At 67.0% G+C, this 14,129-nt stretch carries 13 protein-coding genes; 6 read left to right on the top strand and 7 right to left on the bottom strand.

The features are described from left to right. Nucleotides 1–8 precede the first annotated feature (8 nt). From DM992_RS00250 to DM992_RS00230, 4 genes are all read left to right on the top strand, one after another. Nucleotides 9–419 (top strand): thioredoxin family protein, encoded by a 411-nt coding sequence (locus DM992_RS00250; RefSeq protein WP_111015254.1) that lies wholly within the window; start codon nucleotides 9–11, stop codon nucleotides 417–419. A 147-nt stretch (nucleotides 420–566) separates the two neighbouring features. Beyond that, entirely contained in the window at nucleotides 567–2,519 is a 1,953-nt protein-coding gene (gene dnaK / locus DM992_RS00245; protein ID WP_021162213.1) for a molecular chaperone DnaK, read from the top strand. A gap of 267 nt (nucleotides 2,520–2,786) precedes the next feature. Further along, nucleotides 2,787–3,923 (top strand): molecular chaperone DnaJ, encoded by a 1,137-nt coding sequence (gene dnaJ / locus DM992_RS00235; RefSeq protein ID WP_111015253.1) that lies wholly within the window; start codon nucleotides 2,787–2,789, stop codon nucleotides 3,921–3,923. 13 nt (nucleotides 3,924–3,936) lie between these two features. Continuing rightward, complete coding sequence (locus tag DM992_RS00230) at nucleotides 3,937–5,853, top strand: bifunctional anthranilate synthase component I family protein/class IV aminotransferase (RefSeq protein WP_111015252.1); 1,917 nt, start codon at nucleotides 3,937–3,939, stop codon at nucleotides 5,851–5,853. A 115-nt stretch (nucleotides 5,854–5,968) separates the two neighbouring features. Here the strand turns inward: DM992_RS00230 and panB are convergent, their stop codons facing one another. From panB to hda, 6 genes are read right to left on the bottom strand one after another with little or no spacing between them, the layout of a single operon-like run. Then, the gene (panB, locus tag DM992_RS00225) at nucleotides 5,969–6,784 is read right to left on the bottom strand and encodes a 3-methyl-2-oxobutanoate hydroxymethyltransferase (protein WP_059698828.1); all 816 of its coding nucleotides are present in this window, start codon (nucleotides 6,782–6,784) and stop codon (nucleotides 5,969–5,971) included. A gap of 45 nt (nucleotides 6,785–6,829) precedes the next feature. After that, nucleotides 6,830–7,516 (bottom strand): deoxynucleoside kinase, encoded by a 687-nt coding sequence (locus DM992_RS00220; RefSeq protein ID WP_111015251.1) that lies wholly within the window; start codon nucleotides 7,514–7,516, stop codon nucleotides 6,830–6,832. Further along, nucleotides 7,513–8,055: a 2-amino-4-hydroxy-6-hydroxymethyldihydropteridine diphosphokinase gene (folK, locus tag DM992_RS00215; protein ID WP_059698831.1), complete on the bottom strand. Its 543-nt coding sequence runs from the start codon at nucleotides 8,053–8,055 to the stop codon at nucleotides 7,513–7,515. Before folK ends, DM992_RS00220 begins: the two co-directional genes overlap by 4 nt. Nucleotides 8,056–8,090: 35 nt before the next feature. Beyond that, nucleotides 8,091–9,626 (bottom strand): polynucleotide adenylyltransferase PcnB, encoded by a 1,536-nt coding sequence (gene pcnB, locus DM992_RS00210; RefSeq protein ID WP_060084050.1) that lies wholly within the window; start codon nucleotides 9,624–9,626, stop codon nucleotides 8,091–8,093. 5 nt (nucleotides 9,627–9,631) lie between these two features. Further along, entirely contained in the window at nucleotides 9,632–10,309 is a 678-nt protein-coding gene (locus tag DM992_RS00205) for an HAD family hydrolase (protein WP_021162206.1), read from the bottom strand. A gap of 11 nt (nucleotides 10,310–10,320) precedes the next feature. Further along, the gene (gene hda / locus DM992_RS00200; RefSeq protein WP_006484992.1) at nucleotides 10,321–11,055 is read right to left on the bottom strand and encodes a DnaA regulatory inactivator Hda; all 735 of its coding nucleotides are present in this window, start codon (nucleotides 11,053–11,055) and stop codon (nucleotides 10,321–10,323) included. A gap of 250 nt (nucleotides 11,056–11,305) precedes the next feature. Between hda and purM the strand changes: the two genes are divergently transcribed. Next, nucleotides 11,306–12,361 (top strand): phosphoribosylformylglycinamidine cyclo-ligase, encoded by a 1,056-nt coding sequence (gene purM / locus DM992_RS00195; RefSeq protein ID WP_006484927.1) that lies wholly within the window; start codon nucleotides 11,306–11,308, stop codon nucleotides 12,359–12,361. A gap of 111 nt (nucleotides 12,362–12,472) precedes the next feature. After that, nucleotides 12,473–12,868, top strand: coding sequence for an SgcJ/EcaC family oxidoreductase (locus DM992_RS00190; protein ID WP_027788306.1), 396 nt, complete (start codon nucleotides 12,473–12,475; stop codon nucleotides 12,866–12,868). A gap of 34 nt (nucleotides 12,869–12,902) precedes the next feature. Here the strand turns inward: DM992_RS00190 and tet are convergent, their stop codons facing one another. Continuing rightward, on the bottom strand, nucleotides 12,903–14,105 hold the full coding sequence (gene tet / locus DM992_RS00185) for a Tet(A)/Tet(B)/Tet(C) family tetracycline efflux MFS transporter (RefSeq protein ID WP_111015250.1): 1,203 nt from the start codon (nucleotides 14,103–14,105) through the stop codon (nucleotides 12,903–12,905). Nucleotides 14,106–14,129 lie beyond the last annotated feature (24 nt).

The following is a 14,129-nucleotide window of genomic DNA, read 5'->3' as shown; positions in this document are numbered from 1 at the left end:
GCGTCGCGATGGGGCCCGCCGGCGTCGATCCGGCCGCATTTGACGCGTTCGACATGCAGGCGCTGGACGCCGGCACGTTCGACGCGGCGGTCGACGGCGCGGGAGACGCGCTTGCGGTGGTGTTCTTCTGGGGCGTCGACTGCTTCAACTGCGAGATCGCGAAGAAGGCGATGCTCGCCCAGCCCGACGCCATCCGCGCGCTGGGCTTGAAGTGGTTCCATTGCAACGTGTACGAACACCGCCAGCTGGGGCGCCGCTTCGGGCTGCACGGTGTGCCGACGTGGTTCTTCTTCCACCGCGGCAAGCGGCTCGGCCGCGCGACGGGCTGGCATGGCCTCGCGCAATTCCAGGCGGCCGTGTCGGCGGCGCGCGCGAAAATCGCAGCGGCGGGCAGCGATCCCCTAGCCGGCGGCGATTGAAAAAATTTAATATCCGCATCGCTCGGCGGGTCTTGAAAACGGATCGGCCGGACGCATTTCGGGAACAGAGTTGAATTCTGGCGCGCGAAACCGCCCCAAAACGCGGGGTTTTGCGCAGCAAACAAGCATTTCTGGAGATTAGGAAAAATGGGAAAGATCATCGGTATTGACCTCGGCACCACGAACTCGTGCGTTGCCATCATGGAAGGCAACCAGGTCAAGGTCATCGAGAACTCGGAAGGCACGCGCACCACGCCGTCGATCATCGCCTACATGGACGACAACGAAGTGCTCGTCGGCGCGCCGGCCAAGCGTCAATCGGTGACCAACCCGAAGAACACGCTGTTCGCGGTGAAGCGCCTGATCGGCCGCCGCTTCGAAGAGAAGGAAGTCCAGAAGGACATCGGCCTGATGCCTTACAGCATCATCAAGGCCGACAACGGCGATGCATGGGTCGAAGCGCACGGCGAAAAGCTCGCGCCGCCGCAGGTTTCGGCGGAAGTGCTGCGCAAGATGAAGAAGACGGCCGAAGACTACCTCGGCGAGCCGGTCACGGAAGCCGTGATCACGGTGCCGGCGTACTTCAACGACAGCCAGCGCCAGGCAACCAAGGATGCCGGCCGCATCGCGGGCCTCGAAGTCAAGCGGATCATCAACGAGCCGACCGCAGCCGCGCTCGCGTTCGGCCTCGACAAGGCCGAGAAGGGCGACCGCAAGATCGCCGTGTATGACCTCGGCGGCGGTACGTTCGACGTGTCGATCATCGAGATCGCGGACGTCGACGGCGAAATGCAGTTCGAAGTGCTGTCGACCAACGGCGACACGTTCCTCGGCGGCGAAGACTTCGACCAGCGCATCATCGATTACATCATCGGCGAGTTCAAGAAGGAGCAGGGCGTCGACCTGTCGAAGGACGTGCTCGCGCTGCAGCGCCTGAAGGAAGCCGCTGAAAAGGCGAAGATCGAGCTGTCGTCGAGCCAGCAGACCGAAATCAACCTGCCGTACATCACGGCGGACGCGTCGGGCCCGAAGCACTTGAACCTGAAGATCACCCGCGCGAAGCTGGAAGCGCTGGTGGAAGACCTCGTCGAGCGCACGATCGAACCGTGCCGCATCGCGATCAAGGACGCAGGCGTCAAGGTGTCGGACATCGACGACGTGATCCTGGTCGGCGGCCAGACGCGCATGCCGAAGGTCATGGAGAAGGTGAAGGAATTCTTCGGCAAGGATCCGCGCCGTGACGTGAACCCGGACGAAGCCGTCGCGGTTGGCGCGGCGATCCAGGGCCAGGTCCTGTCGGGCGACCGCAAGGACGTGCTGCTGCTCGACGTGACCCCGCTGTCGCTCGGTATCGAGACGCTCGGCGGCGTGATGACGAAGATGATCAGCAAGAACACGACGATCCCGACGAAGCACGCGCAAGTGTATTCGACGGCGGACGACAACCAGGGCGCCGTGACGATCAAGGTGTTCCAGGGCGAACGCGAAATGGCAGCAGGCAACAAGCTGCTCGGCGAGTTCAACCTCGAAGGCATCCCGCCCGCACCGCGTGGCGTGCCGCAGATCGAAGTGACCTTCGACATCGACGCGAACGGCATCCTGCACGTCGGCGCGAAGGACAAGGCGACCGGCAAGGAAAACAAGATCACGATCAAGGCGAACTCGGGTCTGTCCGAGGCTGAAATCGACCAGATGATCAAGGACGCGGAAGCGAACGCAGCGGAAGATCACAAGCTGCGCGAGCTGGCCGATTCGCGCAACCAGGGCGATGCGCTGGTCCACAGCACGAAGAAGGCGCTGACCGAGTACGGCGACAAGCTGGATGCGGGCGAGAAGGAAGCGATCGAAGCGTCGTTGAAGTCGCTCGAGGAAGTGCTGAAGGACACGTCGGCCGACAAGGCTGCGATCGACGCGAAGGTCGAGGAACTCGGCAAGGTTTCGCAGAAGCTCGGCGAAAAGATGTACGCCGACATGCAGGCCCAGCAAGCGGGTGCGGCCGGCGCAGCGGGTGCAGCGGAAGGTGCGGCCCACGCGGGCGGCGCGCAACAGGCTGCCGACGATGTCGTCGACGCCGAGTTCAAGGAAGTGAAGAAGGACTAAGCCGGGTTGCCCGGTGCCGCACGCCGCGCGCGCAACACGCGCGCGGCGCGGCTGACGGGCTGGCTGACAAGCGGTCTGTCTTTCCTTCCGGATGGCCGGATCGACTCCACGCCTGGCGGGCTTTGCGGCCCTCCGGGCACATTTGTTTTTTGGCGGGTGCTGCACGAGCCGTCCGCGGACGGGCGCAGCGCCAGACGAGTCGAGAGACTTTACTGCGGGCGAAAGGAGCCGCCGCGTGCGCGATGCGTGGCGGCACAGTGAATCGATATGGCGAAACGGGATTACTACGAGGTTCTGGGCGTCGCGAAGAATGCGAGCGACGACGAAATCAAGAAGGCATATCGCAAGCTTGCGATGAAGTATCACCCTGACCGCAATCCGGACAACAAGGATGCGGAAGAGCATTTCAAGGAGGTGAAGGAAGCCTACGAAATGCTCTCGGACAGCCAGAAGCGGGCCGCGTACGACCAGTACGGCCATGCGGGCGTCGATCCGAACATGGGCGGTGCGGGCGCACAGGGCTTCGGCGGCTTCGCGGATGCGTTCGGCGACATCTTCGGCGACATCTTCGGCCAGGCCGCGGGCGGCGCCGCGCGCGGCGGCCGTGGCGGCCCGCAGGTGTATCGCGGTGCCGACCTGCGCTACAGCATGGAAATCACGCTCGAGCAGGCCGCACACGGCTACGACACGCAGATCCGCGTGCCGAGCTGGGTGTCGTGCGAGGTCTGCCACGGGTCGGGTGCGAAGCCCGGCACGAAGCCGGAAACCTGCCCGACCTGTCATGGCCAGGGCACGGTGCGCATGTCGCAGGGTTTCTTCAGCATCCAGCAGACCTGCCCGAAGTGCCACGGCACGGGCACCTACATCCCCGAGCCGTGCGTGCACTGCCACGGGTCGGGCAAGGTGAAGGAAACCAAGACGCTCGAAGTGAAGATCCCGGCCGGGATCGACGACGGGATGCGCATCCGCTCGGCCGGCAATGGCGAGCCGGGCATCAACGGCGGGCCGCCGGGCGACCTGTACGTCGAGATCCACATCAAGCCGCACGCGGTGTTCGAGCGCGACGGCGACGATCTCCACTGCCAGATGCCGATCCCGTTCACGACCGCCGCGCTCGGCGGCGAGATCGAGGTGCCGACGCTGGCCGGCCGTGCATCGTTCCCGGTGCCGGAAGGCACGCAGTCGGGCAAGACGTTCCGGCTGCGCGGCAAGGGCATCAAGGGGCTGCGTTCGAGCATCGCGGGCGATCTGTACGTGCACGTGCAGGTCGAGACGCCCGTGAAGCTGACCGACAACCAGCGCGACCTGCTCAAGCAGTTCGAGAAGTCGCTGGCCGAGGGCGGCGCGCGTCACAGCCCGCAGAGCAAGAGCTGGTTCGATCGTGTGAAGAGCTTCTTCGAGTAACTCGAGTAACAGCATGACTGAAGGCAACGAGAGCGCGTCGTTCGCGCTCTTGGACGATTGCGACTCGACCGCGTCCGCGCGGTCGAGTCGTTTGTATTCGGGATTCGTGCGCGAACGCGTGTGCACGGATCCGGCGCGGCTCGACGCAGTCGATGCGGCGGTGGCGCAGGACCTGCGCGACGGGCTGCATGCGGTCGTCGTCGGCGATTACGAATTCGGACGTAACCTGCAAAAAGCGCAGCCGGGCCATGCCCCGCTGCGCTTTTTGCTGTATGCGCGCTGCGAACGCCTGTCGCGCGACGAAGTCGACGCGTGGCTCGCGCAGCAGGACGGCGGCAGCGACGCGCCGTCGATCGCGGGTGTCGCGCATGTCGCGAAGAGCGTATCGCGCGATGCGTTCGATGCGGCGATCGACGCGGTGCACGACGCGCTGCGCGCGGGCGATTCGTATCAGGTCAATTACACGTACCGGCTGAACTTCGACGTGTTCGGCACGCCGCTCGCGCTGTACCGGCGGCTGCGTGCGCGCCAGCCGGTGCGCTACGGCGCGCTGGTCGCGTTGCCCGACGGTGCGTGGGTCGTGTCGTGTTCGCCCGAGCTGTTCGTCGAGAAGCACGGCGACGTGCTGCGCGCGCGGCCGATGAAGGGCACCGCACCCCGTTCGGCCGACCCTCGCGACGATGCGGCGGCGGCCGCGTTCCTCGCGAACGATCCGAAGAACCGCGCGGAAAACGTGATGATCGTCGACCTGCTGCGCAACGACGTATCGCGGATCGCGCGCACCGGGACGGTTCGCGTGCCGGCGCTGTTCTCCGTCGAGCCGTATGCGTCGGTGTGGCAGATGACGTCGACGGTCGAGGCCGGCTGGCGTGCAGGGACGACGTTCGCGCAGATGCTGCGTGCGCTGTTTCCGTGCGGATCGATCACGGGCGCACCGAAGTACAAGACGATGCAGTTGATCGATGCGATCGAGTCGACGCCGCGCGGCCTCTATACGGGCGCGATCGGCTGGCTTGACGCCGCGAAGCAAGGCGCCGATTCCGACGTGCCGGGTGAGCGCCTGGCCGGTTGTGGCGATTTTTGCCTGTCGGTCGCGATCCGGACGCTGACGCTCGATGCTACCGGTGAAGGTGCGACCGGTGCCGAAGCACGCAATCCGGCAACGCCAATCGCCGGCCGGCGCCGTGGCACGATGGGGGTCGGCGCGGGCATCGTGCTCGACAGTGTCGCGGCCGACGAATATGCGGAGTGCGAATTGAAAGCACGATTCCTGACGGATGCCGATCCCGGCTTCCAGCTGTTCGAAACGACCGCCGCCACGCGTGCAGACGGTATCCGGCACCTCGATCGTCATCTCGCGCGGCTGCAGCGTAGCGCGGATGCGTTCGGCTTCCGCTTCGACCCCGAGGCGCTACGTCGCGAGATCGACGCGCGCTGTGCGGCGCTCGACGGCGACGACGCCTACCGGATGAAGCTCGCGCTCGCGAAGGACGGCACGATCGAGATCGTCGCGGCACCGCTCAAGCCGCTGCCTGCGGGGCCGGTCGGCGTGTTGCTGGCGTCCGCGCACGGCTTCGCATCGACCCGTGCGAGCGATGCGCTGCTGCTGCACAAGACAACACGCCGCGCCGAATACGATCGCGCGTGGCAGGCGGCGGAGGCGCTCGGGTGCTTCGACATGCTGTTCGTCAACGAGCGCGGCGAGGTGACGGAAGGCGGGCGCTCGAACCTGTTCGTGAAGCTCGATGGCCAGTGGGTAACGCCGCCGCTCGAATCCGGCGTGCTGCCGGGGGTGATGCGTGGCGTGTTGCTCGACGATCGGGTGTTCGGCGCGACGGAGCGGGTCGTGACCCGCGACGATCTCGCGCGTGCGGAGGCGCTGCTGCTGACCAACGCGCTGCGCGGCGCGCTCGACGCGGTACTGAAGTAACCGGCAGCCAGCAACTTGCAGCGTATGAAAGAAAAAGCGCAGCGCCCCACAAAGGGCGCCGCGCTTTTTTTACATCGAGGCATCGGCGCACGCACCGCAGGCCCCGCCACGGACGTCAGAACGAATGTTCCGGCCCAGGGAACGAACCATCCTTCACCGCGTGCACGTACGCTTCGACGGCCGCCTGAATGTTCGGCTGACCCTGCATGAAATCCTTCACGAAGCGCGGCCGCTTGCCGGGGAACACGCCGAGCATGTCGTGCAGCACGAGCACCTGGCCCGAGCAGTCGACGCCCGCGCCGATGCCGATCGTCGGAATCTTGAGCATGTGCGTGACTTCGGAGGCGACGAGCGTCGGCACGGCTTCGAGCACGACGAGCTGCGCGCCCGCATCCTCGATCGCGCGCGCGTCGCGCAGCAACTGGGCAGCACCGGCTTCGGTCTTGCCTTGCACCTTGAAGCCGCCGAACGCGTGCACCGATTGCGGCGTGAGGCCCACGTGCGCGCATACGGGCACCGCGCGCTCGACGAGGAAGCGGATCGTCTCGGCGAGCCATTCGCCGCCTTCGAGCTTGACCATCTGCGCGCCGGCACGCATCAGCTTGACGGCACTCGCGAACGCCTCGGCCGGCGTACCGTACGTGCCGAACGGCAGATCGGCGACGACCAGCGCGCGCGGCTGCGCGCGGGCGACACAGGCGGTGTGATACGCGATGTCGTCGAGCGACACGGGCAGCGTGGTCGTTTGGCCCTGCAGCACGTTGCCGAGCGAATCGCCGATCAGCAGCACGTCGACGCCCGAACGGTCGAGCAGTGCGGCAAAGCTCGCGTCGTAGCAGGTGAGCATCGCGATCTTCTCGCCGGCGACGCGCATTGCCTGCAGCTTGGGCACCGTGACGGCAGGCCGGCTCGATTCCTGGAGATAGGTCATGGGAAATCCGGTTCGGATGGGTAAGGAACGACAGGCGAGGACGCGTCAGCGCGTCGTCTCGCCCTTGACGAAGAATTCCTTGCGGCCGCGCATCGTCTCGATGCGCTCGACCAGCAGGGCGAGATCTTCGGGGGATTCCTGCGGGTTCAGGTGTTCCGCGGCGACCGTCAGCACCGGCGTGCGGTCGTAGTGGTAGAAGAATTCGTTGTACGCGTCGACGAGCGAGCGCAGGTACGCGTCGCTGATCTGCAGCTCCATCGGCAGCCCGCGCTTCTGGATGCGCGAGAACAGCACTTCGGGGCTCGCCTGCAGGTACACGACGAGGTCGGGCGACGGCGCCTGCGGCACGTCCACGTGCGTGGCGACCGAACGGTAGAGCTGCCACTCGTCTTCCGGCAGGTTCAGCCGCGCGAAGATGTCGTTTTTCTGCGGCATGAAATCGGCGATGACCGGGCGGCCCGTTTCGAGCGCACCGATCAGCTCGCGTGCCTGCTGCGCACGCTGCAGCGCGAACGACAGCTGCACGGGCAGCGCGTAGCGCGCGGTATCGCGATAGAAGCGTTCGAGGAACGGGTTGTCCTGCGGGCGCTCAAGCAGCGTCTGCATCGACCAGCGTTCGGCGAGCAGGCGCGCCAGCGTCGTCTTGCCGACGCCGATCGGGCCTTCGATCACGAGATAGCGGTGCGGGGCGCGCAGGTCGGGCGCAGTGACGGTGAGGGGTGTCGGGGTCATCGGCAGCGGTTCTTGTCGGCGTCTGCGCTGGCGGCGAGCGCCTTCTGCATCAGGCACTGGCAGGTCTGCACCTTCTCGACACGCTGATCCGCGACGGCGGCGAGGAAGGTATCGGCACGGCCGCGCGCGGGAATGTCGAGTGCGGGCTCGATCTCCACGAGCGGCACGAGCGCGAACGCGCGATCGGTGAGGCGCGGGTGCGGGACGATCAGGTCGGGTTCGTCGATCGAGTCGGCGCCGAACAGCAGGATGTCGAGGTCGAGCGTGCGCGGCGCGTTGCGATACGGGCGCTCGCGGCCGAAGTGATGTTCGATCTTCTGGCAGAGCGCGAGCAGCTCGCGCGCCGACAGCGTCGTGTCGAGCTTGACGACGCAGTTGTAGTAGTCGTCGCCGCCCGCTTCGAAGGGCGCCGTGCGATACAGGCTCGATTTGCCGAGGATCGAGATGGTGCGCTGCTGCGCGAGGCACACCACCGCGTCCTTCAGGGTCTGGCGCGCATCGCCGAGATTCGCCCCCAGTCCGATATATGCAACCGTCATGGCATCACTTCCTACGTCGTTCGCCGTCGTGCGCGTCAGTCGTCGGAACCGCCCGAGGTGTCCGGTGCCTGCTCGGCGGCACCTTCACCCGGCTTGCGGTTTCGCGCACCGCCGCGGCGGCGCCGCTTGCGGGGCGATTTTTCCTTCGAGCCGCCCTGCGTGAGCAATGCCTCGCGAGCGGCCGCGTCGCCTTCGATGAAATCCGTCCACCACTGTCCGACTTCCGCATCGAGCTCGCCGGATTCGCAGCGTAACAGGAGGAAATCATACCCCGCTCTAAACCTTTGGTGTTCCAGCAGCCTCATCGCGCTGCGGCCCGAGCGTTTCTCGAGGCGCAGCTGCAGGCCCCAGATCTCGCGCATGTCGGCCGAGTAGCGCTTGTGGATCGCGAGTTTCTCGGTCTGCATGTCGAGCACGTCGTCCATCGCGCGATGGAGCGCCGGCACCGGGATTTCGCCTTCGGCCGTGTATTGCTCGAAGCGCTGGCGCATGTCGTGCCACAGCAGCGTCGCGAACAGGAAGCCCGGGGAAACCGGCTTGCCGGCGCGCACGCGTGCATCGGTGTTGTTCAGCGCGAGCGTGATGAATTTCTCGCCCTGCGGCTGTTCGAGCACGACGTCGAGCAGCGGCAGCAGCCCGTGGTGCAGGCCTTCCTTGCGCAGCTGCTTCAGGCACGCGAGCGCGTGGCCCGACAGCAGCAGCTTCAGCATTTCGTCGAACAGGCGCGCGGCCGGCACGTTGTTGATCAGGTCGGCGAGCGCGTTGATCGGCTCGCGCGTGTGCGGCTCGATCTCGAAACCGAGCTTCGCCGCGAAGCGCACGACGCGCAGCATCCGCACCGGATCCTCGCGGAAACGCGTGGCCGGATCGCCGATCATCCGCAACAGGCGGGCGCGCACGTCGGCCATCCCGTCGTGGTAGTCGAGCACCGTCTGCGTCGACGGGTCGTAGTACATCGCGTTGATCGTGAAGTCGCGGCGTGCGGCGTCTTCGTGCTGCTCGCCCCACACGTTGTCGCGCAGCACGCGGCCGCTCGCGTCGACCGCATGGGTGCGGCGATCGAGTTCGTCGCGCTTCAGGCGCTTCGGCGGCTCGGCAGCGGCCGCCTCGGGCGGCGCATCGACCAGCGCGCGGAACGTCGACACCTCGATCAGCTCCTGGCCGAACTGCACGTGGACGATCTGGAAGCGGCGGCCGATCAGGCGCGCGCGGCGGAACAGGCGCTGCACCTCGGTGGGCGTCGCATCGGTCGCGACGTCGAAGTCCTTCGGCGCGATGCCGAGCAGCAGGTCGCGTACCGCACCGCCGACGATGAAGGCGCGGAAGCCCGCCTGCTGCAGCGTGTCGGTCACGCGCACGGCATTCTTCGAGATCAGCGCCGGGTTGATGCCGTGCACGCTGGCCGGCACGACGGTCGGCTCATGGTTGCTGCGCGGCTTTTTCGTGCCGCCGCGGGCGCCTTTCGGGGCACGCGGGGTAGCAGGGGCCGCTTCGTCGGCCGGAGCCGCTGCGGGAGAGGTTTGCTCGGTTTCGTCCTGGCCGAGCAGTTTGCGAATGAATTTTTTGATCACGACGTTCAGAAGAGATCGAGGATGCGCCAGCCGCGGTTGCTTGCATGCGCGCGCAGCGTGTCGTCAGGGTTGGTCGCGATCGGGTCGGTGACTTTCTCGAGCAACGGGATGTCGTTGTGCGAGTCGCTGTAGAAGTAGGTGTGCGTGAAGTCGCTCCATTGCTTGCCGAGCGACGCGAGCCACGCTTCGGTCCGCACGATCTTGCCTTCGCGATAGCTCGGCGTGCCGGTCGGCCGGCCCGTGTACGGCGAATCGGGATGCCCGTCGGTCGTCTCGACCTCGCAGGCGATCAGCGTGTCGACGCCGAACGCGGTGGCGATCGGGCGCGTGATGAATTCGTTGGTCGCCGTCACGACGCAGCACAGGTCGCCCGCATCGAGGTGCTTCCTCACGAGTTCGAGCGCGGCGGGCGTCATTGCGGGCCGGATCACCTCGTGCATGTACTGCTCGTGCCATTGCGCGAGCTGCGCACGCGAATACTTCGCGAGCGGCGTGAGCATCGCCGTGAGGTACGCGTGGATGTCGAGCTTGCCGGCCTTGTAGTCGGCGAAGAACTGGTCGTTCTGACGCGAGAAGCTTTCCGCGTCGACGATGCCGAGCTTCACCATGAAGCGGCCCCATTCGTGGTCGCTATCGGTCGGGATCAGCGTGTGATCGAGGTCAAAGAGTGCCAGATTAGTCATGGAAGCGCATTTTACTCGAAGCGGTTCGGGCCCGTGCCCGGTGGGGTGATGTCGTCGCCGGGACGCGCCAGCATGCGGCGCAGCAACGGCAGCGTGACGGCGCGTTTCTGCTCGAGCGAGAAGCGGTCGAGCGCGTCGAGCAGCGCCATCAGGCTCGGCATGTCGCGGCGGAAATGGGTCAGCAGATAGGCGGCGATGTCGTCGGTGAGCGCGATCCCGCGTTCCTTCGCCGCGAGCTTGAGCACGGCGATCTTGCCGGCATCGGACGGCGGCGACAGGTGGAACACGAGCCCCCAGCCGAGGCGCGTGCGGAGATCCTCGCGCACGTCGAGCGCGAGCGGCGCCGCGGGGCCCGCCGCGACGAACGCGCTCGACGGGTGCGCGCGCACTTCGTTGAACAGGTTGAACAGCGCGACCTGCTGGGTGTCGCTCATCCGGTCGCAGTCGTCGATCGCGTAGATGCCGATGCGCGGGTCGAACGTGAACGCGCCGAGCGGGCTTTGCGGTGTGAGATAACGCGCATAGCCGTACGAGGCGTCGCTCACGAGCGCCTGCAGCAGATGGGTGCGGCCGCATCCGGGCTCGCCCCAGATATAGAACGACCGGTCCGGCACGGGGCCCGCCGCGAGCGCGAGGTCGAGCTTCTGCAGGCGCGAGATGAGCTCGTCGTTCTCCTCGTTCATGATGAAGTTGTCGAACGTGGCGGGCGGCGGCGTGCCGAGATCGAGCGTCAGTTGACGGGACACAACAGTCACAATGCGGGTCGGTTGAAAATACGCGTGCCGTACGCCGGGCACGCGCCGGGAACTGCGCCTTCGCGGGCTTCACGCGCGCCCGCACGCACGGCGCCACGCCGGTTTCGGCGCGGTTCGCTCGGCGATGAAAACGGGGACGTGTTGACCAAGATGCAATCCCTGACGATTCGGTGCTGGGAATTCCGGCCAACGGGCCGGCTTCGGGTAAAATCGCATTTTACCGACCTTCTCGCATTCCCCCATGAATCCTCCGAAATCCGCTCCCGACGCCCAAGGTCTGTCCTATCGCGACGCAGGCGTCGACATCGACGCGGGCGACGCGCTCATCGACAAGATCAAGCCTTTTGCGAAGAAAACCCTGCGCGACGGCGTGCTCGGCGGCATCGGCGGGTTCGGCGCGCTGTTCGAAGTACCGAAGAAGTACAAGGAGCCCGTGCTCGTGTCGGGCACCGACGGCGTGGGCACCAAGCTCAAGCTGGCCTTTCATCTGAACAAACACGACACCGTCGGCCAGGATCTCGTCGCGATGAGCGTGAACGACATCCTCGTGCAGGGCGCCGAGCCGCTGTTCTTCCTCGACTACTTCGCGTGCGGCAAGCTCGACGTCGATACCGCGGCAACGGTCGTCAAGGGCATCGCGCAGGGTTGCGAACTGTCCGGCTGCGCGCTGATCGGCGGTGAAACGGCCGAAATGCCGGGCATGTACCCGGACGGCGAATACGACCTGGCCGGCTTCGCGGTCGGCGCGGTCGAGAAGAGCAAGATCATCGACGGCAGCACGATCGCCGAGGGCGACGTGGTGCTGGGCCTCGCATCGAGCGGCATCCACTCGAACGGCTTCTCGCTCGTGCGCAAGATCATCGAGCGCGCGAACCCCGACCTGTCGGCCGATTTCCACGGCCGCTCGCTCGCCGACGCGCTGATGGCACCCACGCGCATCTACGTGAAGCCGCTGCTCGCGCTGATGCAGAAGCTGTCGGTGAAGGGCATGGCGCACATCACCGGCGGCGGCCTCGTCGAGAACATTCCGCGCGTGCTGCGCGAAGGCCTCACCGCCGAGCTCGACCAGAACGCGTGGCCGCTGCCGCCGCTGTTCAAGTGGCTGCAGGAGCACGGCGGCGTTGCCGACGCGGAAATGCACCGCGTGTTCAACTGCGGGATCGGCATGGCCGTGATCGTTTCGGCGGCCGATGCCGACGCAGCGATCGCCGACCTGACCGCCGCCGGCGAACAGGTGTGGAAGATCGGCACCGTGCGTGCGACCCGCGAAGGCGAGGCGCAGACCGTCGTGGTCTGACGCACGGCCGCAGCAGATGCAGCAAGGAAAGCCGCCCGGAGTCGATCCGGGCGGCTTTTTTTTCGGGCGCCGCGCGGCGTACGGGCGCGCGCCGATGAAGGAGGAGCGACGATGACCGAAGACGAACGCGCGATCCGTGAGCTCGTGGACAACTGGTTCGTATCGAGCCGCCGCGGCGACCTGGCGACCGTGCTCGACCTGATCGCCGACGACGCGATCTTCATGGTGGCCGGCAGGCCGCCGTTCGACAAGGCGGCGTTTGCGGCCGCGTCGCGTGACGCGAACGCCGGGGGCGGGCCCGCGCCGACGATCGACGGCCGTTACCGGATCGACGAACTGCGCGTGCTGGGCGACTGGGCGTACATGCGCAATTTCATCGAGATCGAGGCGACTCCGCCGGGCGGCGAGACGATCCGCCGTTCGGGCCATACGCTGACGATCTTCCGCAAGGCCGACGGCCGCTGGCAGCTCGTCCGCGATGCCAATCTCGTGACGCTCGCGCATTGAGCATGGCGGCGGGCGTGACGGTGCCGGCCGGCGCTCAGGCGGACGGCCGCGCCGCGCCCGCTGGCCGGGCACCGGCCAGCAACGGCGGGACGAGCAGATAAAGCAGCGCGGCCGCGGCCCAGACGAGCCCCGGCCAGGTCGCGCGTGTCGCCGCATAGGTTGCGGTGACGACCAGCGGCCCCGCGACACCGATCAGGCTCGCCACGCTCGCGAGCGCGCCTTGCAGTTCACCCTGGCGCGCATCGTCGACCTGCCGCGCGAGCATCGCCTGCAGCGCCGGCAGCGCCGGCAGCGTCATGCCGCCCGCCGCGAACAGCGGCAGCAACGCGAACGGCACCCACGCGGCGGTCGCGAACGCAATCGCCACGAGCCCGAGCGCGTCGCCCGCGAGGCCCAGTGCGAGCGCGCGGCGCTCGCCGAGCCGCGCGATCAGCGGCCCGATCGCGAAAGCCTGCGCGAGCGCGTGACACGCACCGTAGCCCGCCAGCGACAGCCCCGCGATCGGTGTCGACCACCCGAAATGTTCCTGGCCGTACAGGATCCACAGCGTGGCGGGCGCCTGCGACACCAGCGCCACGATCACGTAAATGCCGATCAGCGGCACGAGCGCCGGTGAGCCGGTCAGCCGGCGCAGGCTGGCGAACGGGTTGAGCGCGCCGGCCGTTTGGCCTTCGCGGGCCGAACGCGGCCGCGATTCCGGTAGCGCGCGCCAGACGAGCACGAGGTTGAGCGCGTTGAGCACGGCGGCCGCGACGAACGGCGCGCGCACCTGCAGCGCGCCGAGCAGGCCGCCGATCAACGGGCCCGCGATGAAGCCGATGCCCATCATCGCGCCGAGCTGGCCGAAGCGTCGTGCGCGGTCGGGTTCGGCCGAGACGTCGGTGACGTATGCAGTCGCTACCGCGACGTTCGCGCCGGTGATGCCCGCGATCAGCCGCCCGACGTAGAGCCAGGCGAGCGTCGGCGCGAGCGCCATCAGCAGGTAGTCGAGCGCGGCGCCCGCGAGCGACACGAGCAGGACGGGCCGGCGGCCGACGCGGTCGCTCAGCGCGCCGAGCAGCGGTGCGCACAGGAACTGCGCGAACGCGTACAGCGCGAGCAGGACCCCGTAGTGGGTGTCGGTGCTGCTTGCATCGGCGAGCGAGCGCAGGAGCCCGGGGAGGATCGGCATCACGATCCCGACGCCGATCGCGTCGAGCAGGACCGTGGCCAGAATGGCAATCAGGGACGGATTCAAGAGTGTGACTCTATCGGTGATAGA

Origin of the sequence: Burkholderia sp. JP2-270 (assembly GCF_003233675.1) — a bacterium.
Taxonomy (GTDB): domain Bacteria; phylum Pseudomonadota; class Gammaproteobacteria; order Burkholderiales; family Burkholderiaceae; genus Burkholderia; species Burkholderia pyrrocinia_C.
This window is presented reverse-complemented; position numbering and strand designations above follow the sequence as displayed.

What these genes read in the sequence shown, in the direction of transcription:
- panB (WP_059698828.1), bottom strand. Translation starts at nt 6,784, where the DNA reads ATGACCTATCTCCAGGAATCGAGCCGGCCTGCCGTCACGGTGCCCAAG.
- folK (WP_059698831.1), bottom strand. Translation starts at nt 8,055, where the DNA reads ATGACGGTTGCATATATCGGACTGGGGGCGAATCTCGGCGATGCGCGC.
- DM992_RS00230 (WP_111015252.1), top strand. Translation starts at nt 3,937, where the DNA reads ATGACTGAAGGCAACGAGAGCGCGTCGTTCGCGCTCTTGGACGATTGC.
- DM992_RS00250 (WP_111015254.1), top strand. Translation starts at nt 9, where the DNA reads ATGGGGCCCGCCGGCGTCGATCCGGCCGCATTTGACGCGTTCGACATG.
- dnaK (WP_021162213.1), top strand. Translation starts at nt 567, where the DNA reads ATGGGAAAGATCATCGGTATTGACCTCGGCACCACGAACTCGTGCGTT.
- purM (WP_006484927.1), top strand. Translation starts at nt 11,306, where the DNA reads ATGAATCCTCCGAAATCCGCTCCCGACGCCCAAGGTCTGTCCTATCGC.
- DM992_RS00190 (WP_027788306.1), top strand. Translation starts at nt 12,473, where the DNA reads ATGACCGAAGACGAACGCGCGATCCGTGAGCTCGTGGACAACTGGTTC.
- DM992_RS00220 (WP_111015251.1), bottom strand. Translation starts at nt 7,516, where the DNA reads ATGACCCCGACACCCCTCACCGTCACTGCGCCCGACCTGCGCGCCCCG.
- dnaJ (WP_111015253.1), top strand. Translation starts at nt 2,787, where the DNA reads ATGGCGAAACGGGATTACTACGAGGTTCTGGGCGTCGCGAAGAATGCG.
- DM992_RS00205 (WP_021162206.1), bottom strand. Translation starts at nt 10,309, where the DNA reads ATGACTAATCTGGCACTCTTTGACCTCGATCACACGCTGATCCCGACC.